A 22,088-nucleotide genomic window follows, 5' to 3' on the forward strand; every position below is an offset into this window, starting at 1 on the left:
CTAAGCGGTGGGTGAGTGGGATGCTTATGTCAGTGGGAGTTGAAAGCTCCCACTGACAGATCGCGAAGCGACTGCGTTCAGAGCAAGTAGCGAAGCGGATTGCGAATGTCCGCTTTACAAGAAAAAGGAAAGCGAGCTGTAAATTGCAGTATATGTTTCACGTGAAACATATACTGCGATGGATACGTTATAAACATTGTATAACAAAGCACTAACGCACGATCAGAAGCTGTGCGGCTATGCCTTGTAGGAATTGCAAAAATGTTTCACGTGAAACATTTTTAATTTTATAGGGTAAATCAATAGGAAAATAGGGAAAATTGTGTTATACTAAGTTTCGCTAAAGTTTTGAATATAAATAGTAACGATAAAAATAGGTAGAGCTGACCTGCGGAAAGGATAGAGGTATGGGACGTATTATTGCAATTACAAATCAAAAGGGTGGTGTCGGAAAGACGACAACCGCGATCAATTTGTCGGCCTGCCTGGCTGAAGCAGGACAGAGAGTGCTGACTGTGGACTTTGATCCGCAGGGAAATACAACAAGCGGACTTGGATTGGAAAAAGGAAATATTGACAATACTGTATATGAACTCCTGATGGGAGAATGCACGGTGGAAGAGTGCATCAATCCGAGCGTTCAGGAACGTCTTGATGTAATGCCATCGGATGTGGATCTTGCAGGAGCGGAGATCGAACTCCTTGATATGGAGGAAAAGGAATGCATCCTGAAGAAAAATCTGGAGCTATTAAATGGTAAGTATGATTTTATCATTATCGACTGCCCGCCGTCTCTGAACCTTCTGACGATCAATGCGTTGACAGCAGCCAATACGGTACTTGTCCCGATCCAATGTGAATATTATGCACTGGAAGGATTAAGCCAGGTGTTGAAAACAGTAAATCTTGTTCAGAAAAAACTAAATCCGGCGCTGGAAGTAGAGGGCGTTGTATTTACGATGTATGACTCGAGAACAAATCTGTCTCTGGAAGTCGTAGAGAATGTAAAAGAACATCTGAATGAAAATATCTACAAGACGATCATTCCGAGAAACGTCAGACTGGCGGAGGCACCGAGCTATGGTATGCCGATCAATCTCTATGACAGCCGGTCATCAGGCGCGGAGAGCTACAGACTTTTAGCAGCGGAAGTCATCAGCAGAGGAGAAGAGATATAATGGCAAAGCGTGGATTAGGAAAGGGACTTGGCGCTTTTTTTGGAGAAGAGGTTGCAAATACGAAAGAAACTTCTGGAGAAAAAGTAAGCAGAAGTGAAAGAAAAGAACAGTTAATGGGAAAAACGGCTGAGAAAAAGCCGGAAAATACAGCTAAGAATACAGAAAAAAGAGGGATAGCCGGAAACGGAGATGCGGGAAAGAGTAGCGTGGTGAAGAACCAGGAAAACCAGGGAAAGAATAAAAATGGTGTTTCCGGAAATGCGCCGTCCGCAAACGGACAGAAGGCAAATGAACCAATCATCATCGAAAAGATCGTAGAAAAACCGGTAGAAAAGATCGTTGAGAAGATCGTCGAGAAACCAGTCGAGAAGATCGTAGAAAAGATCGTCGAGAAGCCAGTTGAAAAAATCGTTGAGAAAGTGGTTGAAAAGCCGGTTGAGAAGATCGTAGAAAAACCTGTCGAGCAGACCTTAAAACTCAATCTGATCGAGCCGAACAGCGAGCAGCCGCGAAAGAATTTTGACGAAGAAAGTCTTCAGGAACTGGCTGATTCCATCAAACAGTATGGAATTCTACAGCCGCTGATTGTCCAGAAAAAGGGTAGTCACTACGAGATCATCGCCGGTGAGCGCCGCTGGCGCGCGGCAAAGCTTGCAGGGATCACGGATGTTCCGGTACTGATCCGCGAGTATGACAAACAGCAGACGATGGAGATCGCCCTGATCGAGAATGTCCAGCGTGCGGATTTAAACCCGATCGAGGAAGCACAGGCTTTCCAACAGCTGATCCAGGAGTTTCATCTGACTCAGGAGGAGATCGCGAACCGCGTTTCCAAGAACCGTGCGACGATCACAAACAGCATGCGTCTGTTGAAACTTGATTCCAGAGTGCAGGATATGCTGGCGGAAGGAAAAATTTCCAGCGGACATGCGAGAGCACTTTTAGGACTTGAGGACAGAGAACGTCAGTACCAGGTTGCAGTGAAGATCGTTGAAGAGAAATTAAGCGTCCGTGACGTGGAAAAACTTGTCAAGATGATGAACCGCCCGCCGAAGGAAAAGAAACCGGAAAAAGGACCGGATATTGATCTGATCTACCGTCAGGTTGAGGACAAATTAAAATCCATCATGGGAACCAAGGTTGTCATCAATCAGAAGGATAAAAATAAGGGAAGAATCGAGATCGAGTATTACTCCCAGGAAGAGCTAGAGAGACTGATCGAACTCATGGAATCTTTAAAATCATAAAAGCACAGACATAAACGGAAGGACAGAAAACAGAATATGGAAAACAGTATGTTATACAATCTTCCCATTGATCCAATGGCGCTGATCGTAGGATTTTCAATCCTGTCAGTGGCGTTGCTGATCGTGGTGATCATCTGTATTGTGAAGCTCAATAAACTGTACCGCAGATATGACATGTTCATGCGCGGAAAAGACGCGGAGACACTGGAAGATACGATCATGGACATCATGGACGAGATGGAAGAACTTCAGGAAAAAGACCGGGTGAGCCGGGATGCGATGAAGCAGCTTTCAAAGCAGATCAAGTCCTCATTCCAGAAATTCGGATACGTCAAGTACAACGCGTTTAAGGGCATGGGCGGAAATCTGAGCTTTGTCATCGCAATGCTGGATAACAACAACAGCGGTTTCGTACTGGACGTCGTTCACAGCCGTGAAGGCTGCTATATCTACTTAAAAGAGGTAGAGGAAGGAGCGACGGAAGTTCTCCTCGGCGGAGAGGAACAGGAGGCGCTGGAGCAGGCCCTGGGATATGTAAAACGTCCGACGATGGATGAACGGATCGCCCAGAAAGAGAAGGCTGTAGCCGGAAAGAAGAAAGAGAGAAAAGGTGGTTCCGGTGAGCAGGATATCGAGGTTCCGAGCAGCGAGCGGAAGAAGAGCGAGCGCATGAAAGAGCTGAGAAGACGTCAGGCAGAGCGCCGTGAAGATGAAGAAGAACGTGTAAAACGGTATGCGGACGCATACGATGTGGAAGAGGTCGAGATCCAGACAGATACCATCGAGGATTACGATGCACTGCCGGACGATCCCGATGGCGAGGATAAAGGAGATTATTGATCCATATGCATAAATTTTTACGTGCAGCTGGTTTCAGCATGTATACAAAGAAAAAAGATATTGAAAAGCTTCTGGATCTGCTGGAACGGCAGCCGTCGATGACGAAGTGTGTCCAGGTCGATGAGGACAGCAATGTCTGCGAAATGCGGACGGAAGTGGCCCCGGGACTTGGCATCTCGATCGTCGGGGAACTGAATGATGATGGAGACTTCGAGCGGGAATTTTACTTCCCGTATCTGGAGGGCAACATTGTCGGATCAACGGAAGAGTGTTCAGTCCAGCGGCATACGGAGAAAGAGACATACTCCGGAATGGTGGACGAGAATAAAGTCGGCATTACACTGATCTTTTATATCCAAAATTTCCTGGAATTCCGGGAAAAAATGCTGGATAAAGAGCATCACTCAAAGATCGGATCCGTCTGCTTTTCCGGTATGTCCATCGGAGGAAAGATCCTTCTTCCGATCAAAAAAAGTCAGAAACAGATCCAGAAGGCGAAGGTTGCAGCAAAAGATCGCAGCAGTCTGATCGAGGCCGCAAAGAACGGGGACGAGGAAGCGATGGAGACGCTGACGATCGAGGATATTGATCTCTACTCACAGATCTCCAGAAGAGCGATGAAAGAGGATCTCTACTCCATTATCGACTCCTGCTTTATGCCGTGTGGCGTGGAGTGTGATCAGTATTCTATTATTGGAGAAATTAAAGAAGTCGAGAAAGTACGAAATATTTATACAAAAGAAGAAATTTATCACATGAAGATCGAGAGCCATGACCTGGAGTTTGTGATCTGTATCAACAGTAAAGATCTCTTAGGAGAACCCCAGCCCGGACGCCGGTTCAAAGGGCAGATCTGGATGCAGGGAACCTTAAAGCTGGAACCGTATCGTGCGAAACAGAGTCAAAAATAGGAAAGTTTTCTAGGCAGCAGAAAGAGCTTTGTATGACCTTATTTTAACTAACAACAGCAAGAATTCTCCCACCTCTATAGGTGGTAAGATGAATTGCCAATGGAAAACTTAATGGCAGTGGTGGGCGGAGAGAAATCGGTATCCCCCACTGACACGAAGCAAATCACAGTCAGTCTCCGTTAAATTACCGACTGTGGATTGAAACAATGAAATAAAACCTGAAGAAATACTTCTCTAAAAGTTGCGATTCCTTGACTTTCCGGCTTCTGTTTGGTAAGATATATATCGTAGTTTTTTAGACTGCATGTCTCTGTAGCTCAGTAGTATAGAGCGTTCGTCTCCTAAGGTTGCGTTACAACGGTCACCTCAAAAAAACTAAATAAGGGATTGCAGTTCGACCTTGATCGGGCTATAATCATATATCAGACACGTCCATATAGCTCAGCTGGATAGAGCACACGCCTCCTAAGGTTATGCTCTACCGGCCGCCTTACGATGAAAAGTGATCGTTACCAATTTTAATTGAATAGATGTCTCTGTAGCTCAGCAGGATAGAGCGTTCGCCTCCTAAGCGAAAGGCCGTGGGTTCGAATCCCGCCAGGGACGCCAGCAAACACGCCGAAAACCTTTGATTTATCAGGGTTTTCGGCTTTTCTTATTTCTGCGGCTTTTGTGGCTTTTTTGCAAAAAACCTTGGTTTGCTAACATTTGCTAACGAGATTTGGTCTTTTGCTAAGAAATGCGGTAAGTCAGAGGTTCGATTTTTACCAAAAGAGCTTGCAAACATTTGTTAGCAGAAATCAGAGGAAGTTGCAAACAAAATCGCGAATTTGCTAACATCGCTCAAAAATGCCTTCAGAACCTTGCTAACAAAAAAAGTGTTTGGTCACTGTGCAAAGTGGTTCAAACGAAGAAAACCTCTCACAAAGTGAGAGGCGTTCTTCTGAGGGAGGGACTTTATAAAGCCTTTGCCAGCTGCTTGAGCAGTGCGGCAGTTTCGGGATTTTTAAGCAGTTCCAGTATCTTCGCTGCATCACTTTCATTGCTTTCAGTGACGATAGTATCCGAAGTTTCTGCCTCTGTATCTTCAACAGGATCAGGAGTCTTGGAGGAATAAAAAGCTTCCTCCAATCGCTGAGCGTTTATGCACCGATCCTCGTCGATGATGTGAGAATAGACATCCGCAACCATTTTTACCTGAGCATGACCAGAGTCGCCCTGGACGGATTTCATATCGCCACCATTGAGTTTCAGCTTGTAGGTGATACTGGAGTGACGGAGAGAATGGAATACAACATGAGGCAGTCCGTTTTCTTTGATAAGTTTATTGAAAGCACGGTTAATCACCTGGCTTTCCATCGGACGGCCATTGCTGGAGCAAAAGACCAGGTTATTGTCGATGTATTCATCTCCAAACAGATCCATCAGCTCATCAATTTCTTTTTTTCTTTCTACCAGCATATAGGCAACTGTTTTCGGCAGGTACACACGGCGAATACTGGTTTTGGTTTTAGGCTCTTTCAGAACCAGAGCAGTATGGGTACTGGCTATGCAAGGTGGAAACTTCTTAATAACACCTTTGTCGCTCAAATCGTCCAATGCACCTCGTGTAACCCGTTGCAGCTCTTTGTTGACGAATATATAAGCTGAACCATTTTCTATGCTCTGTGGTGCAATATCAATGCAGTCCCAGGTAAGGCCCAGCATTTCGCCAATGCGTAAAGAGCAGGAGAACGCCAGATTTAAGGCAAGGGAGAGGATAGGATCATCACAGACTTCCATAGCCTTGCTCAGAGTTTCGGCAGTCCATATATCCCGTTCTTTATGTTCTTCTTTGGGAAGTGTCGCATTCAGGACAGGGTTACGGCTGATTAGTTCCCAACGCACCGCCTGATTAAAGGCACTGCGAAGTAGCTTGTGAATTTCTCTTACTGTATGCGGGGTCAGATATTCGCTTGTGGGTTTTCGGTTGTTGACGCTTACCGTTTTCACAGAGAGCAGATCGCGGTAATACTTATCCATCATCCTTGGAGTGATGTCGGATAGTAACATATCTCCGATAATAGGAGTTATGTAGTTTCTCGCCAGACCACGGCGGCTTTCATATGTTGACATTGCCCAGGTATTTACACCATAGATGGACATATATTCATCGAGCAGATCGTTCAGGGTCTTTGCCGTAGGAATAAAGAAGGTTCCAGAGTCCTGCTCATACTCAATTTGCTTTTTTCGTTTTTTTGCTTCTGCATTTGTGCTGAAGGTTTCCCAACGCTGTCTGCGTTTTCCGTTTTCATCTGTGTAATCATACACCACAGAATATTTGCTTTTACGCTTCACGATAGATGCCATTTTCATTGCTCCTTTCTGAGATTTTCACATAATGAGTTTGCTTTTGATACCAGGCTTCAAAACTGCTGGTAATGATACGAATTCTTCGATCAATCAAGGTCGTCTCAAAATAGCCCCTTTTAACAAGGTCATAAGCTGTGCCAGATTTCAGCCCCAAAAGATCCGCCATTTCCGGTACTGACATCGTAGTATGCCGCCATTTCTCTCCGGGCGGTGTACCATCCACTTTTTTATAGTGGAACTGGCCGGCATACCAATCTTCAAAACTATCCAGCATAACTCTCATTCGTCCGGCCACTTGAATTGTTTTGAAATAGTTCTTTTTAACCAACCAGTAGGATTCTACTTTACCAAGCCCAAGCATTTTGCCCATCTCTGGTACAGACATACTGGTCTTTACTCTTTGTTTCTGCATGGCTTTTGCCTCCTCTATAAAGTTTTTCTTGCTATGGCCTCATTGTAAGAGAAAGCAGAAAAAAAGTTAAGGATGTCGATTTGGAGATCGGCATCCTTGACAAATCATTCATCTGTGTGATCCAGCCAGTCATCAAAGCTCTTTTTGGAAATGCGGATATGACCGCCGACTCTGACGCTGTGGAATACACCTTGTTTTACCAGATTATATGCTGTGGGACGACTGATACCCAGAATGTCCTGAATCTCATCGACCGTATAGGTTCTTTTGTCATAGCTGACAGGATTTTGTTCATTAAAGCGGTTCAATTCCGCAATTCTTGCTTCAAACATAAAAACGCCTCCTTTATCCGGTAAGTGGCCTTACGGAGCCTCCATTTCCTCCGGAATATGAATATCTAAACTAACTTGCAGAGCATCATCAATCGCTCTCATTTCTTCGCGAGATACGCGCCCAATGTACGATAAAACACGCCTTTTATCAATCGTTTTAATTTGCTCCAGCAGAACAACAGATTTCAGTCCAAGCTCTGGAACGCTCTCCAGTGCATAGTGTGTGGGCAGCTCCTTTTTCTTAATCCATTTACTGGTGAGTGGAGCTACGATCAAAGTGGGGCAGAAAAAATTCCCCACATTGTTTTGAAGAACCAGGACAGGACGGGTGCCGCCTTGCTCTGATCCAAAATAAGGGTTCAAATTGGCATAATATAAATCCCCACGCTTATAAATCCAATCTTCTTTCATGTTCATCCTCCTATGTTTTGAGATTTGATTATGTAAGAAGGAGGCTCTGCAAATTACAGAGTCTCCTTCAATTTAGCGCCTGTTTTATCCCTTACTTGTCCACGACACCCCAGGGATTTGGGTAATCATTAAGCCGCAGGTGGCTGGCCTGCTTCTCAGGAGTTTCACCTCCACTTCGTTTGGTCTTACCCATGGCCTGCGACGGTTATTATCACGCTCGGACTATGGCTGTAAGAGAGCTTTCCTCCTTGTTATGCCATGACCGGATGCCATCCGATGTATTCCAGCCTGATATATTTCTGATAAACCGAAAACTCATCTATACAGCAAAAATGGGTTGGCCTGTTATGCGAGTGGCAGCTCTCAGAAAATATACCGCTGATGTAGCGGCTATTACGCCCAAAGAGGATCAAACTTAATGATTCGTATATGAGGTTGTCAAGGTGCAAGTGAAAGGATTTCCCTTTCACTTGCTACTGCCACTTTTTTTAGAAATCTATAACCAACTTTTTTATTTTTTCTTCAATTTTTTTCAGACGCTTATGAGCTGCGGGCTGACTAATGCCATATCTTTTGGCTAATTGCAGTGTACTTGGCTTTTCCATGCCGTAATAATCCAAGATAAAAGAGCGTTCTTTCTGACTCAGCTGCTGCAAAGCACGGTGCAGATCGGCCATAAGAAGATTACAAATTGCTTGTTCCGCAGTATCAACAGATTCATCCACAAACAAATCTGTATCCTGATAACCTTCCTCTGTGCCGTCACGATCTCCCACATGAGAAGCCGGGAATATAGAGCGACTTTTCTCATGTTCCTGGAGATAGCGGCTGTGGCGGTCCTCCTGTTGGTATTTTTCAAAATCTTTGCGAGAACATTCCATGATAATGCGGTCATCTTCATCACGGAACATTTTGACTGTTTCAACAAAAAAGCGCCCAGTAAAGCAACCATTGCGGCGTGCCTTACTGAACGCTGAAAAACTGATTTCCTCCCATTCCTGTGGGCTGTTATTTTTCCAAATGAATACTCTCGTCATATCCTTTCCTCCGTTCAAATTCTTGGTAGTCAGCGAATTTAAACGGTGTCATGGATATTTTGCTATGTACGCCTCCCAGCGCATACCGGCCTCCTAATACCGGGCAAAGAAAAAGGCCGGAAGTGTTTTCACCTCCAGCCATGTTCCTGCCGCCATATTGCAGCAGGAATGAAAAAAGCCCGGTTAATGCCGGGCCTTATGTAGAAAAGTATTCAATTTAGCGCATTCCTGCCACTATAACAAGTATAGCAGGTCGGAAGTCGGAAGGGAGTAGGGATTAGGTCGGGGATTTGTCGGGATTTAGTCGGGATTTAGTCGGGGCAGCTCCTCCAGGACTTCTGGAATAGAATATCCAAACAAGCAAACAGAAAATAAATAGATGGCTTCTCGTTTTCGGTCATAAAAGACACTGCGCTCTATATTTAGTTCTTCCAGCAATTCTTTCTCTGTGCTGTTGAACCGATAGATGAATTGCTTAGTCAAAATTTCATAGTAAAGTTCTCCTCGATCCGGATACCGTTTCAGACGAAGGAGTGCACGGTCAATAATATTGACTAGCATTTGATTTTGAACAAGGCAGCAAACTTTTTCTTCAAAGGCTTGCAGTTCAATATCTGGTGCAAAATTTTCAAGATAGCAGAGGCCAGACTCTATATCTTGTTCTCCCATAATCCAAGCAGTTTCTTGTAATTCTTCTGCCCGTTCACTCAGAACCCAGACTACATCACGGTAAATCTTTAGAATCAGCTTACTTCTATGAAACGCAGCATCGCTGTTAAGCCCCAAAGCTGTTAGCCTGCTGTTACATTTTTGGATTGTTGTACTTTCTTTTCTCATAGAACATCCCTCCTTGTTCGCAATATTGCGAACATATTAGGTACAAAATAGCATAGCAGAGGAGAGTGAGAGAGGGCAGTGCCTCCCTCTATTCCCCCCTTTGGTTATATCAGGTTCCTGGATTTTAGACGAATCTGCATTGCTTGCTTGGAAACCTCAAAAATATTTGCCATTTCAGCAATGAGCTGTTCATCTGTCCGGCCTATTCTAAGCCGGTAAAAACATTTTTTGATCTGCGGTAAAGGCATCAGCAGAGCAGAGGCCAGAGTATCCGCCTGACGCTCAATTATGCCATGACTTTCGTCGGAAGAAACATTTCCGTTATAAGCAGCAACATCTCCAGTACCAGAGTACAACTTCTTATGTAGTACCCAATGAGCCAGCTCATGGGCACAGGTAAAACGGAGCCGCCCTAATTTTGACGGATCACAAAGCCGTTCATCAATTAAGATTGTACCGGCTCTTACTGCAATCATTCGATACTGTCTCTGTATCTGGTCATATAAAACAACGGCACCGTCATCGAAAATTGTTTCCCCTAATATCTTGGGGTTTTTTCTTAGTGTATGAAACTCCAGGATTAGATCAAACTTTGTCTCGATAATGGTTTCGATTGGCACAGGACATGGTTGCCCGGATAGCAGAGAGGGATCATATTCCATCAGGATTTTTCGCCCTACCGCCTCGATTGCTTCTGTACGGATTTGTGGAATTGACAAAGCTCTCCCCCCTATCGTTTACGCTCCTTTAGCATTTTCATAAATGTCTGCCATTCTTCATCGGTAGCGTCTACTTCTTTTGCCACACGCAAGGCTGCCCGAACAATATCTTTTTCCATGATATAGTCTGGCAAATCAGCAGATACTGTATTGCGTGATTTTGCAGCCAGATCCAAAAGCAACTCATGTTCTGATTTATCCAAATTCAGAAAGGCGGAGATGCGTTCCACAAAATCTCCATTGGGTGCAGGACGGCGGCTTTGTTCAATATCACACAGATAACCGTAAGCAATATTCAAATGCTTGGCTGTATCGCGTAAATTGAATTTGTGCGCCTTGCGTTTCTCGGCTATAAATGATCCAAAAGTTATATTGCCCACAGCATTCACCTCTCATTTGTTCGACGAACTGCGAACATCTTGCTTATATTGTATATCGAACATCTGTTCACTTCAAGGATAAAAATTTCATTTGAAAAGAGGTGTTAAAAATCAATAACACCTCTTTTGCGCTATATAAATTCCTGAGCGATTTGCTGCATTTCTGTAATGCACTCTTTTGGGGATAGAATTTTTATTTTTCCCTTAAATTTGAATATCCAGCCATAAAAAGTTCCACTGGGGTTCACTTCAATTTTTGCTGTGAAGTGCGCGTCATCATATCTCTCAACAGGGGCATCTTCTCCATAATGATCTATGATTACTCTCATCAATTCGTTTTCACATAGAAGGGTTACTTCCTTCGATGGCTCCGATGTAAACATATCAACCATTTTGTTTGTATAGGAGGCTACATCAAATCCCTCTATCGGTATAAAGCAAGTTTCAAGATTTTCTATGCTTGTTAGACGATCTACACGGAAGTGAGCAATTTTCTGATGCTTCAGAGAAAATCCAATCAGATAATAGTGGTCATTTTTCCATTCAAGCGCATAAGGATTTACGACATAATAATATCCATCGTGCTTTAAGATTTTCTTTTTTTTCTGAGTATATTCATAGTATTGGAACCGAATTTGCTGATGGTTTCCAATCGCTGTTTGGATATTATCAATGATATAGTAAACCTTTTCATTATGCGGTTTGACACGGCTGGATAAAGCAGCAAATTTTTGAAGCTGCTCTGCCTGATGTGTGCTGGTCAGACGGCATAATTTCTGTACCAGTTCCTCGGATTTCTTGGCAGAAATGATCTTCGAGGAAGCTACTGCATCTGTCAGCATTTTCAGTTCTGGATACTCAAACAGGCGGCTTCCCATAAAATATTGGTTTTGGGTACTCTTGACCACCACAATATCAATCCCTGCATCAATCAGCGCATTGGTATCCGCGTAAACAGTCTGCCGCACTGCCTGAATTCCTTTTCCATTCAGATGGGCAATGATGTCAGATACTGTGGCGGGATGGTTTTCATCGGTCCGCTCATAGAGAAACCGGAGTAATTCCAGTATCCGCATATTTGTTGAATTCTGCATACTTCACCTCCTCGATTCTTAAAATGGCCTATTTTGTATGGTGTCCAGCCCCAAAGACCAGAAGCAGGGCAACAACACAGAGAAGCAGGCCCAGCCAATTTCGATCCATAATCAGCTTGATTACCGCCACAAGCAGCAGTCCGCCCACCAGGAGCACAACGCCGTTCATTCAGCGGCCTCCCGAGGCGTATTTCCCCATGTTGATGTCCAGAACCCCTCTGGGCGGCTGGATCATGGCATCCTCATACTGGCACTTCCACTGGAGTTCCCGGCTCATCTGGCCATCTGCCACACCATCTATGGTTTCCCCATCCTGAATGGGGTTATCATGCTCCAGAATATAGGACGCCACATTGTAGGCGTGGTTCACCACCCAGTTGGGGTCCATGCCGTGGAAGTGGTACTGAAGGTCAGGCAGAAACAGGGTGCTCATGCCCACCGTGTCGATGAGCATATCCTCCGTACCTTCAATGTTGAAGAATCGGACATTGACGCCAAAGCGGATGAACCGATCCGGGCCTTCGATCTGATTGGAACGCACATCATCCGCCAGAAACAGCTTGCCGCAGTTCTGGAAGTAGAACGCCTCGCAGGTGGGGTACAGCTCCGCCAAGGCGTCAAGAAAGTCGGCGTCCAGGTTGGCCCGCTCCAGCGCCGGAAGCGCCCCCGCCAGCATATCAGTGGCCACGACATGATACCGACACTCCCGGAAGATCCGCTCCCGGTCCTCCTGGCAGTCCCACATCTGACTCAACAAAAAGGCATCAAAGCCTTTGCCCTTGAACTTGTCGCATTTCATCACCATCAGCTGTACCGGGCACTTGCCGTCCTGAAATTCCGCTATATGATCCAGGGCGGCAAAGCCAGCCATTTTCTTATCATAACAGAAGCACTCTGTTGATCCGATGTGCTTCTTCATTACGGCAGTCATTTTTTCTTTGTCCGGCATTTCTACTGGCTCTTTGAACAGCAGCTGAATGAGATAGGGGCCACCGGGCTGGGGGCCTTTTTTGTCATCCAGGTTTTGCTGGAAAACTTGATTGCCCATTTAGTTCCACCTCCTGACAAATCCTCTTTAATAATCAAGCAGGATGGGCACCTGCTGTTCCTCCGCAAACTGCATGGCCCGCCAGAACATGGAGAAGGCAAACTTGGCAAGGGATTGGGTGTCATACTGGGTGTGTTCCGGGATGTCCGCCTTGCTGTACTGTCCATCTGAGTCTATGGTTCCCTCTATCGGGTATCCCTCAGTGTATGCCCAATCAAGAATGGTGTCCTCATCGGCCTGCCACGCCAGCTGGTTCAGCTTTTCCAGCTCCTTCCGCAGTCCGCCCAAGGTGGCGATAACGGCGGTGTCATCGGTGGGCAGAGGGACTTGGAACAGAAAGCTGTCGGTGAGGGGAAGCCACCAAGTCGCGCCCCGAAGCAGGGACCACACCCGCTCCTCGTCCGATGCAAGACGGGCGACCAGAGGATGCTCCCCGAAGTTCCAGTCCTTCTCCACAGTGGAAGGCACCGGCTCATTGTATGTATGGCAGGCGGCCACCAGCAGCATAGCGCCGAAGGCATCCCAATCCGGCTTGTCGGTGTAATAGGGCTTCTCATTATCCTCCGGCCAGGGGGCGTAGGGGGGCTGATCTGGCTGAGAAATGGCGCTCAAGATCTGATCCCGCCAGTTCTCCACCGCTGCCTGGACCTCTGCCGTGGACATTTCTTCCTCTTTATCAGCAGGTTCTCCATCCGGCGTGATCCGGTTAAAGGCGTATCCGTTTTCCTCCGCCCACTGCTGAACAACAGTTTTCCAGTTGTGAGAATAGTACCGGGTCAATGTTCCGGCGTAGATGTCAAGTCCCATAAGTTTTTCTCCTTTTTTGTCTATATCATTTCATACAGCAGGGCAGCGTCGCCCTGCACCAGCTCCAGGTGGGAGCGCAGCGTTTCAAGTCCGCTTTGCACCGCCTCGGCGGGCAGATCCCAGTCAGGGGCAATTTCAGCGGCCAGCTTCGGGAGGTCCTGCTCGCGCAGAGCTGCCAGCACATTAGACGCCATCTCTCCTTCCAGCAGAGCGCAGTCCAGGGTGTCCTCCGTCTGGGGAGCAGGAAAACGGACATCCAGATCCAGCTCGCTCTCACACCAGTCCCAGATGGCCATATAGACCGCGCCGGAGCAGTCGCCGCCCGACAGTTCCTGCCGCTGGCCGTCTTTGAGAAGATAAAAGAATGCGATCTGTGACATGGTGATTCCTCCTCACCGAAATTATGTTTCCTCTAACGAATCGATTATTTCCTGTAATTCAAAAAGAGCATCTTCTGCCTGGCGTCCTGTTTCCTCGCTCCAATACCGATTTCCACCAGCCAGCTGGTCAATCAGATTGAACATAGCAACTGCATCGGGAATAGGGATCGCTCCTGCTGCCTTCCATGCTGGTTGATTTTCAAGAAGATAGGCTTTTATTTTTCCAAACAACTGCACCTGAAATGTGTTATTACAACGCAGTTCTACCAAAAAACCGTCTTCACCTTGGACAATATCCGAAAAATTCATGCTGCACAATTCTCCTAACCCTCGTTATTCTCTGTCCATCAGCCCTTCTGCCTGCATCCGGGTCACATAGAAGGCCCGCACCCAGTCCAGTTCCTGCTCCAAGGATTTCTCCAAAGCCAGCAGGCGGCGCTTTCCCAGCCTGCGGTCCAGGAGGGCAAAGATGCGGACAAGAGGATTCTGGCTGACAAGGCTTTTCTCAATGCTCTGGTTGTCAAAGATACCAAACGCCTCATAGAACACCTTTTGGTCAAAGGTGCCCTGCTCCAGCGCAAAGGCATGAGCCTGGTCGATGGCATCTTTTGCGGAGTCGCAATCTTTCAGCGTTGTGGACCGCAAATGATGAAATTTCGTCCACACATTTCCAAAATAGGTGTAGTAGTTGCTCCGCAGCACTTCCTCGCCATCCATGCGAATGGCTGCCCGGCCCTCATGGTCGGCGCTTTTGCTGTAACTGGTGGCAAAATACTGGATGTGGCCCCGGAGCGCCGGGCACAGGTAGTCTTTCTCCAATTTGTTTCTGATCCCACTCCAAGTGGATACTCGGCTGTTTGACATAGGCATTTGTTCCTCTCTGCTGAATCCTACTGCTTTTGGAGATACTCCCGGAAGCATTCAATGAACTCCCGATTCCGCTTTGGGACATCGAACCCCTTCCGATGGGGAAAGAACCCCTCCCGTTCCACATCGTCCAGCAGCTTTGGCAAGTCGGAAAACCGGGCGAAGAACGGCAGAGCATAGTCCTGGATCTGCCCGGAAATTTCCTGGATAGAGCGTTCCCGCTCCAGCAGAGTAGATACCTCATAGCGGGGGAAGTCATCATACCGGCGGGTCAGCCGGGCGATGGAGGTGCCCACGATACCATCATAGGTTTTCTCAGTCCCTTCCTGCTCACTGCGCCACTGGGCAATCACCGAGGAACTCACATCAAAGAAGGCAGTAAAAGTGGTGGAGCCAAAACGGATAGAGGGGGAAAAGTAAAAGGAGAACACAAAGATGCCGTCTTTTTTGTAGATGTCATTTTTGCTCTTACGGTATTTGTAGCCCAGCGGGATCAAAGGCTTCGCGATCCGCTCACAGGTATAGACGAAGATCTCGCGGGGCTTGGTTCCCTTGGGAAAATCCTTCTTCTCCATGTTGCCACCTCAATCAAAATCCATCCAGACCAGGTGCTTTCCGCAGTGGATGCACTGGAACAGATAGCATTGCAGGTGCCCGCCATTGATGGATTCCCGGATCATATCTTTCTGCTCCTCGTCCCACATGGGATCGTCCAGCACCTCCTCCAGCACACCCAGGGCCCGCAGTTCTCTGGCACCCACATAGCCCAAAAAGGCACAATAGTCACCACAATGGGCGCGCCAGTATTCCTGCTGCCAGCCGGAGTAGCCGGGGGTGCGGTGGATCAGCTCGTCCAGCTTCTCTGGATCGTCTACACCATCGTCCACAGAGAAATCATCTTGAAAACTACCGTCATATTTCCGGGCTGCTTCGCCGTTGGCGATGCACTCTGGGCACAGATATGCAATATCCTCCACAGCGTAAAAGGGGGCTGTATAGAAAATATGGGTGGTCTTGCCGCAGCAGTCGCAGGCAACGCCGTCTGCGGACTCCTCAAAAGCGCCGGTTTCCAGCGGATTGGGGTGATACCGGAAGGTGGGCAGGCCCAGCCGGGCCCGCCGCTCCTTCTCATTCTGCTTTTCCTTTGGCGTTTTTGGTTTGGGAATGGCATAGTAGTTGCCCCAGTTTTCCGCATAGTCCTTCAGCGTGCCCAGCCGCTTGAGGGTCTTTTTATCGGAACGATTTCCGATTTGGCAGAGCAGTTCATAGGCATCCTTCTTGAAGTCCAGTAGATCATACACATCCACCAGCACTTCCTTGGCCTGCTGATCCTCACTCTGCTCAAGTTCTTCCTTGAAGGTATATAGAGCGCGGACACTGTCCGGACCTTCATTGGTCGCAACAAACTGTTTTTTTAGTTCGATATAGGTTTTCTGATATTCTGTCATTGGTCGCACCTCTCATCAATCCCACCAGAAATACCAGACGGTGGACTGCCACAGGACATCTGCCAAGGAGCCAATGCTTCCATCCTCATTCTGATCCAGATCTGGGCAGAAACCATATTGCTCCACAGCCACCTCCATAGCTCTTTCCTTGGAGATCGGAGTTGGAAGTTCAAACTCCAATTCATCGTGGCTCATGGCGGCAGGGATGGCACCATGTTGCTCGAACCAGTATTTCGCCACTGCCATCAGGTCCGGTGTGTCGGGACACTCATTCCAATTTCCAAAGGGCAGGTAGGCGAAGATCTCCCAGGGGTTCTTTACCGGAATTTTAGCCAGAATGAGCGGATATGTCATTCCGGTACCATCGTTCCAATAGTTTGCGAAGCGGTCGTTGGGTTCTCCGCCCTCCATCTCGTCCAGGACTTCCTCATCCCAGTCCAGATCATCGTCCTCGGCTTCTTCCTTGCGCTGGCCAGTCAATTCCTCCAAAATCGCCTTTCCGTCCTTGACGGGAGCGGAGAGCACCTTCTTCCGGTACTCCGTTACGGTTTTGAGGTCAAATTCATAGAAGTCCGCATCATGCTCCGAATCGGCGTTCATTACCAGACACTCCAACAGCGTTTCATCATCCGCCTGGATAAGCACGGGAACAAAGCCCTCCCGTACCCCCAGCCGCTGGGCGTAGCTGTATGCCGACATGATGGGGTCATCATCTGCCATGGATGGGAAATAGGTACACTCGCAGTCCAGATACTCCATGATGGCATGAGCCACTTCGGAAGGCTCCAGCGTGTCCTCGTCGAAGTCCTGTCCCTGCCAGTTTTCAAAGCGTTCTTCGATCACCTCTGCCATAGCCTGATAGTATTTCTCATCAAATGGGATGAATAAGTATGCCTCCTGTTGAAATTCATTGGAGTGGTACCGGGACGGACCAAAATATTTCAGGGCATAGTCATCAATGTCGGCAGGATAATAGGGCGCATCATTTTCTCCATAGTAATAATGGGCAAAGGCACGGCCTTTCTGATTGAACAGAGCCGAGAATAGACAGCCGAACAGCTCCTCCCGGATGAATGTTCGTAGGTCTGTGTTGCCTGGATCGGCTTTGACCTGATTTACCACTTCGCCATGCTCCGCCAGGAATTTCCCGCCCATCAGGTCATGCTCCATGCACCAGCGCAAATAAATCGCCATGTGGTTGTAGGCGTTGATGGGGTCAATGGGAAGCTCCTTCTCCTCAATGCTCTCAATATGATAGGAAACATCATCCATTCCTATGCTGTCATCGTCATCCTCCGGATCTCCCTTTATAGGCTCGTAACCGATCTTCAGGGTCATCTGTTCCTCTGGCAGAGAGACACCGGGGCTGCGGGTGATGGTGTGCTTATCGTCCGCAGAAAAACCGATGGTCTCGCCGTCTTGCAGCGTCACATCACACGCCAGCACATAGGAGGCAAGGCTTGCCAAAAAGTCCCGTAGTTCCTCCGGCTCAGCGTCGGTGTTCAACACCTCCATTTCCTCCTTGCCAAACACATCCATGCCGTAGGTGTAGCCGTTTAGGCCCCCCTCGCTCCGGTACAGGCCGAACCAAACCCAGTTGAAGATGGGCAGTTCGTCCTCTTTTATCATATCGGCAAGGCCCTCATAGAAACGAGGCTCAAATACCACGCCGCTGGTGTAGACACCGGTGGCGTATTTCTGCTTGCAGCACACTGCCATCGCCTTGGTGAACAGCTTACCTCGTTCCAGCAGTTTTTCCTCCTCGCCCAACACAGCCACCATGATATGGGCCTTGTGCGCCTTGGCCACTTCTACGGCCTCTGGCCACATATAGTTGTTTTCGGCGTTGATCTCTGCTTCATTGTCCGGGATGTGACCGTGGAATAGTGTCACAATCAGCATCATATTGCCGACCCGCATTACCACAGCGTCATCGCTGTTCTCAACATCTTCGTCGCCCTCATCCGGCTCCTCATCTACGATGCCCCATTCTTCCCGCAGATCTCGAATCAACTGCTCCTTGTCCCACTCTGCTTTGGAGAGGAGCACAGATCCGGCAAAGGAACCCTTATGGTCAGTTTCCTCCTCGTCAGCGTCATCCTCAAGATCCTCTACATCTTCATCCGGATCATAGAGGGATTCATGCTCCAGTCCGCGGATAAATTCCTCAAAGCTATCTGCCAGATGGGTGATTTTATAGTCATTTTCCTGATCCACATGGACTACCGCAGGCTCTCCCTGGGGACCGCAAGCCCGGTAGTCCAGGAAAATCATATCGTGTCCGGCGCTTGGACAGTCGCAGATGGCCACGCCGATGGCAGGATACTCCCACTCATCGATCATAAACTGGCTGCCCAATTCCCCGCAGAGGGAGCAGCTCTTTTCCCGCCCGATGCCGAAAATTCCGGTGATGGCCACATGGTCCTCTGCCCAACAGGTAGGCTCATCGCAGGGATAGCAGGTGTTCACCGGAATACCGCCGTTGTGCTGCTTCATCAGCCAGATGTAGGCGGCGGGCAGCTTGTAGCCCAGTTCCTCCTCCACGCTGGCAATCAGCTCATCGGAAGGCGGATCACTGACATATTCTTTCAGTGCATACCAATTATCATCCCAGAAGTTGGTGAGGTCAAAGCCCTCAAAGGGGGTATCACCGGGCACGAATTTGGCCTTCTTCTTCCGGCTGCGCTGGCGTTTCCGGATCTCCGCCTTACACTCCCGAATTACCGCCGGGGCATTTTCGTCCTCCGGGTCCAGTTCCGCCCACCGCTGAGCGTAGGGAATGGCCTTTGCCTCCTGCTCATAGAGATACTGATAGCCGTAGGCCATCCGCATATTCCACTCTGCCTTGTCCTGGCCTTCCTCCCGGACGGACTCCAGCACCTCAATGGCCCTCAGGAGGGCTTTGTCTCCCTTGGATTTCAAAGTGCCTTCGTCATGGTCCCCGATGATGGCGTAGTTCTCCAGTGCACGGGCCAGGGCGTAGGCGGTGCGGTAGTTTCGCCAATCCTCCGGGATGGCATTGAGTGCCTGGATACAGCGGGTGTACTCGTCTTCGTCGTTCCACTGCTCCAGCTGAGCGAAGAATGCTTCGGCGTTCTGTTGGGTATAAGGAATATAGTCCATGCCTGTCAGCGTCTCGTTCAACTCGTCATCCTGATTCTCAGTTTCTGGCCCATCATCTTGTTGCTTTAGAGGTACAGAACCTGCTTCACGGCGGAAGGTGTGGAAGATGGCCCATGGGATGTCGCTGCCCTCGAAGAACTCCTTTGCCATCTGGAGCGCCGTGCGGATGTCCCAAGCGATGAAGTCCACATAGCCGCAGTAGAGGCCGGTTGCCCCGCCGGTGAGAGTGAGCACTTCCGATCCTTCATCAGTGGCAAACACTTCTTCCAGCTTGTCCCGGAAGTCGAAGATTTTCTGACTGCCTTCCTCCTCCCGCAGGGTATTCAGGGGATAGCAGAAGAAGCCCGCCACCGTGCCGTCGGCATGGAGATCATCCATGAAGTCATTGTCGGTATTCAGATAGCCGTTGATGAGCGGCACACAGCAAGTGGAGCCCACCATGGTATCCAACCGCCAATCGGCGTCAGGATCTTCATTGGGTTCCATTTTGTAGCCAAGATAGCTCTCCAGATAGGCTTCCGGGTCGGTAGAGAGCTCCAGGCCCTGCTCCCGCAGTTTGTCGGGCAGCTGGGACAGGAGGAAGGACGGCTCTGCCTTGGGTTCCTCCAGCACATCAAAGCTGTCTATGTATCTCATGTGGGGGATCTCGCCCAGCACCTGGTCGGTGAGGGTGGTGAGCATCCACCAGGCCCGGCCTTCTTCCTCCCGGAGCATAGGCAGCAGCTTTTCACAGTAGGCGGAGATGGCGAAGCTGTTTTCACCCTGCTCCTCCAGCCAGATCTGCACATCCTCCCCAGAGATGTCCCAGCCATCGTCGGTGCGCAGTCCGATGTTTTGGAGGGGCTGACGGCCCACAAGGATGTTCCACTGCTCCAGCACCTCCTTGGGGGCGTGCTTCTGGAAGTAGACCAGCTCAAACAGCTTGACCTTGTCGCCCTCCGGGGTGAGGATCAGCTCGTACTTCTCGCCGTTGAAACCCATCTCGAAGGAGATTTCATCAAAAACCAGATTCAGGGTTTCCTGCATTTGGGACACGAGTTCTGCGCCGCGGGTGTGATCTTTGTCCTCATCCATCATCTGGCGCAATTCTGATTCCATCTCGGCAAAGGTTTCCCACCAGTCCTCTGTCCTTTCCCGGAAGCACTCCGAGAACTGCGGCAGAGAAATGCCTTTCTTGCACCAGTCGATCAAATCCTCAATGTCTTGTTGGGTGTTGAGTTTTGGATCATCACCGGGATGCAGTTCCAGGGCTTTTTCAAAATATCGCAGGGCGCGGCCCTCCTGATCCAGATAATAATAGGCATACCCCATGCGGAAATTCCAGGAATAAGTATCTCCCAGTTCCTCCTCGTGGGACTGCATCAGTTCCAGCGCCCGGTGAAGCAGCTTCTTTCCCTCCGGCTCGCTGGGGTCCGCCAGATTGTTGTAGGCTCGCGCCAGCTCCATATCCATTTCCGGGGTACGCTCCTCGGCAGAGATTGCCTCCAGTGCGTCAACGATTTTCTGGTGTTTGTCCTCCTCATGCCACTTCTGGCACTGCTTCAAAATATCCATATCCGGGTCCTCCTCGTCCTCATCTGGTTTCCAGTCTTTGATCTGCTGGAACACGCCGTTCTCATCCCGCTCAAAGGCGCAGGGGGCGGGGGTGTTCAGCAGAGGAATGATGTCGGGATCGTCGTTGCAAATTGTGTTCAGCTTGTAAATCCCGGCATTGTTGGGGTCGTCCATGTACGCCTCGCTCTCGTCACCGGCGGTAAAGCGCCAGCCGCTGTCCCAGCCGCCGTCCGGATTCTCCCGGTAGCAGTAGCCAACCTTGTAGCCCTCCACCGTAATGCGGTTGGTGGCGATACAGCCATCGGCGCCCTCCCAGTCAGGGAGCAGAGATTTCACATCCTCCGCTTTCACATGGTAGTCCCGGTTGCGGCCAGCGGCCTCGTACAGCTCCTTCCGCAGCGACTCCACATCCCGAGCCATCTCCTGGATCTCCTCGTTGTCCATCATCTCACTGAGGTCATATTCCAGCGGATTATGGGCAAAATCCGCGAGGGCCTTGTTCATGGCGTCATGCTCCTCTGGCGTGACGGTGATGCGGATGTGGCGGGCAGGGGTGTTGTACTCGTCCAGATCCTGAAGGTTTACACTGCCGCTGACGCTGCACTCCAGCAGGATGGCGGCCAGGTCGGTGACCACATCAATGGCGAAGTGAAAGTCCATCTCCACACCATCGGAATGTGTAAACTCCAGGTACTCCACGGTCTGGCGGAAGTCCCAGTTCTGCTTGTCCAGACCGATCTTGGCGAAAATCTCGCTGAGGGGGATCTCCTCCTTTTTCTGATCCTCTAAAAATGCCACAAGGTTCAGACTGTCATCGGAACCTCCGATAAAGTTGCCCCAGTATTTTTTGATATACATTTGTCGTGCCTCCTGTTCTGAATCCAGTCGATCAATGAGCTGATTCAAGTGTTCCAACCACGCAGGAGCGATCTCACCGCTGTCCTCGTTCTTCCAAAGATCCACAATCTCACGGATGCCGTCCTCGTCCGGCACCTCGTTTTTGATGTCGGTGAGCTGCCGCAGCAGGAAAGCAAGGGCTTCTTTGGATGCTGTGAAACCGGTGACTTTATCCCATATAGCTTCTTCATGATCGTAGTCCAGTTTGCTGTTA

Annotated in this window: 22 protein-coding genes and 1 tRNA gene; 5 read left to right on the forward strand and 18 right to left on the reverse strand. The window is 48.8% G+C overall.

Annotation, left to right across the window (positions count from 1 at the left end):
* Positions 1 to 407: 407 nt before the first annotated feature.
* From GPK90_RS01490 to GPK90_RS01510, 5 genes are all read left to right on the forward strand, one after another.
* Positions 408 to 1,178, forward strand: a complete 771-nt coding sequence (locus GPK90_RS01490) for a ParA family protein (RefSeq protein WP_118322272.1) — start codon at positions 408 to 410, stop codon at positions 1,176 to 1,178.
* Complete coding sequence (locus tag GPK90_RS19485) at positions 1,178 to 2,425, forward strand: ParB/RepB/Spo0J family partition protein (RefSeq protein ID WP_346011195.1); 1,248 nt, start codon at positions 1,178 to 1,180, stop codon at positions 2,423 to 2,425. Before GPK90_RS01490 ends, GPK90_RS19485 begins: the two co-directional genes overlap by 1 nt.
* 36 nt (positions 2,426 to 2,461) lie before the next feature.
* Entirely contained in the window at positions 2,462 to 3,265 is an 804-nt protein-coding gene (locus GPK90_RS19490) for a DUF4446 family protein (protein WP_215701981.1), read from the forward strand.
* Between the two features lie 5 nt (positions 3,266 to 3,270).
* Positions 3,271 to 4,176 carry a DUF3881 family protein gene (locus GPK90_RS01505; protein WP_215701982.1) on the forward strand — a complete coding sequence of 302 codons (906 nt, stop codon included), beginning with the start codon at positions 3,271 to 3,273 and terminating at the stop codon, positions 4,174 to 4,176.
* Between the two features lie 532 nt (positions 4,177 to 4,708).
* A tRNA-Arg gene (locus GPK90_RS01510) sits at positions 4,709 to 4,785 on the forward strand.
* 348 nt (positions 4,786 to 5,133) lie between these two features.
* Here the strand turns inward: GPK90_RS01510 and GPK90_RS01515 are convergent.
* From GPK90_RS01515 to GPK90_RS01600, 18 genes are all read right to left on the reverse strand, one after another.
* Positions 5,134 to 6,525 (reverse strand): tyrosine-type recombinase/integrase, encoded by a 1,392-nt coding sequence (locus tag GPK90_RS01515; protein WP_118041391.1) that lies wholly within the window; start codon positions 6,523 to 6,525, stop codon positions 5,134 to 5,136.
* Entirely contained in the window at positions 6,503 to 6,940 is a 438-nt protein-coding gene (locus GPK90_RS01520) for a helix-turn-helix domain-containing protein (RefSeq protein ID WP_002569113.1), read from the reverse strand. Before GPK90_RS01520 ends, GPK90_RS01515 begins: the two co-directional genes overlap by 23 nt.
* Before the next feature lie 104 nt (positions 6,941 to 7,044).
* Positions 7,045 to 7,272: a helix-turn-helix domain-containing protein gene (locus GPK90_RS01525; RefSeq protein ID WP_002589006.1), complete on the reverse strand. Its 228-nt coding sequence runs from the start codon at positions 7,270 to 7,272 to the stop codon at positions 7,045 to 7,047.
* Between the two features lie 30 nt (positions 7,273 to 7,302).
* Positions 7,303 to 7,683, reverse strand: a complete 381-nt coding sequence (locus GPK90_RS01530) for a type II toxin-antitoxin system PemK/MazF family toxin (RefSeq protein WP_002569115.1) — start codon at positions 7,681 to 7,683, stop codon at positions 7,303 to 7,305.
* A 488-nt stretch (positions 7,684 to 8,171) separates the two neighbouring features.
* A complete protein-coding gene (locus tag GPK90_RS01535) occupies positions 8,172 to 8,720 on the reverse strand; it encodes a sigma-70 family RNA polymerase sigma factor (protein WP_003524839.1) in 549 nt (182 codons plus the stop codon).
* A gap of 300 nt (positions 8,721 to 9,020) precedes the next feature.
* Positions 9,021 to 9,557 carry a hypothetical protein gene (locus GPK90_RS01540; protein ID WP_002592913.1) on the reverse strand — a complete coding sequence of 179 codons (537 nt, stop codon included), beginning with the start codon at positions 9,555 to 9,557 and terminating at the stop codon, positions 9,021 to 9,023.
* Between the two features lie 104 nt (positions 9,558 to 9,661).
* Positions 9,662 to 10,219 carry an ImmA/IrrE family metallo-endopeptidase gene (locus tag GPK90_RS01545; RefSeq protein ID WP_008982545.1) on the reverse strand — a complete coding sequence of 186 codons (558 nt, stop codon included), beginning with the start codon at positions 10,217 to 10,219 and terminating at the stop codon, positions 9,662 to 9,664.
* Between the two features lie 68 nt (positions 10,220 to 10,287).
* Complete coding sequence (locus GPK90_RS01550; protein WP_002569119.1) at positions 10,288 to 10,656, reverse strand: helix-turn-helix domain-containing protein; 369 nt, start codon at positions 10,654 to 10,656, stop codon at positions 10,288 to 10,290.
* A 131-nt stretch (positions 10,657 to 10,787) separates the two neighbouring features.
* Positions 10,788 to 11,750 (reverse strand): helix-turn-helix transcriptional regulator, encoded by a 963-nt coding sequence (locus GPK90_RS01555; protein WP_118077488.1) that lies wholly within the window; start codon positions 11,748 to 11,750, stop codon positions 10,788 to 10,790.
* Between the two features lie 28 nt (positions 11,751 to 11,778).
* Positions 11,779 to 11,919 (reverse strand): hypothetical protein, encoded by a 141-nt coding sequence (locus GPK90_RS01560; RefSeq protein ID WP_003524832.1) that lies wholly within the window; start codon positions 11,917 to 11,919, stop codon positions 11,779 to 11,781.
* Positions 11,920 to 12,798, reverse strand: a complete 879-nt coding sequence (locus tag GPK90_RS01565; protein WP_118077487.1) for a DUF4261 domain-containing protein — start codon at positions 12,796 to 12,798, stop codon at positions 11,920 to 11,922.
* 27 nt (positions 12,799 to 12,825) lie between these two features.
* Positions 12,826 to 13,605 (reverse strand): hypothetical protein, encoded by a 780-nt coding sequence (locus tag GPK90_RS01570; protein ID WP_118041389.1) that lies wholly within the window; start codon positions 13,603 to 13,605, stop codon positions 12,826 to 12,828.
* 20 nt (positions 13,606 to 13,625) lie between these two features.
* Entirely contained in the window at positions 13,626 to 13,985 is a 360-nt protein-coding gene (locus GPK90_RS01575; RefSeq protein ID WP_118041387.1) for a hypothetical protein, read from the reverse strand.
* A gap of 21 nt (positions 13,986 to 14,006) precedes the next feature.
* Entirely contained in the window at positions 14,007 to 14,294 is a 288-nt protein-coding gene (locus GPK90_RS01580) for a hypothetical protein (RefSeq protein ID WP_003524826.1), read from the reverse strand.
* Positions 14,295 to 14,318: 24 nt separating this feature from the next.
* Positions 14,319 to 14,849 carry an SF0329 family protein gene (locus tag GPK90_RS01585; protein ID WP_118041385.1) on the reverse strand — a complete coding sequence of 177 codons (531 nt, stop codon included), beginning with the start codon at positions 14,847 to 14,849 and terminating at the stop codon, positions 14,319 to 14,321.
* Between the two features lie 26 nt (positions 14,850 to 14,875).
* A complete protein-coding gene (locus GPK90_RS01590; protein ID WP_118041383.1) occupies positions 14,876 to 15,427 on the reverse strand; it encodes a DUF4304 domain-containing protein in 552 nt (183 codons plus the stop codon).
* 9 nt (positions 15,428 to 15,436) lie between these two features.
* A complete protein-coding gene (locus tag GPK90_RS01595; RefSeq protein ID WP_215701983.1) occupies positions 15,437 to 16,300 on the reverse strand; it encodes a CbrC family protein in 864 nt (287 codons plus the stop codon).
* A gap of 15 nt (positions 16,301 to 16,315) precedes the next feature.
* Complete coding sequence (locus GPK90_RS01600; protein ID WP_330641133.1) at positions 16,316 to 21,835, reverse strand: immunity protein Imm33 domain-containing protein; 5,520 nt, start codon at positions 21,833 to 21,835, stop codon at positions 16,316 to 16,318.
* Positions 21,836 to 22,088 lie beyond the last annotated feature (253 nt).

It is taken from the genome of Clostridium sp. MCC344, assembly GCF_018785365.1.
Taxonomy (GTDB): domain Bacteria; phylum Bacillota; class Clostridia; order Lachnospirales; family Lachnospiraceae; genus Pilosibacter.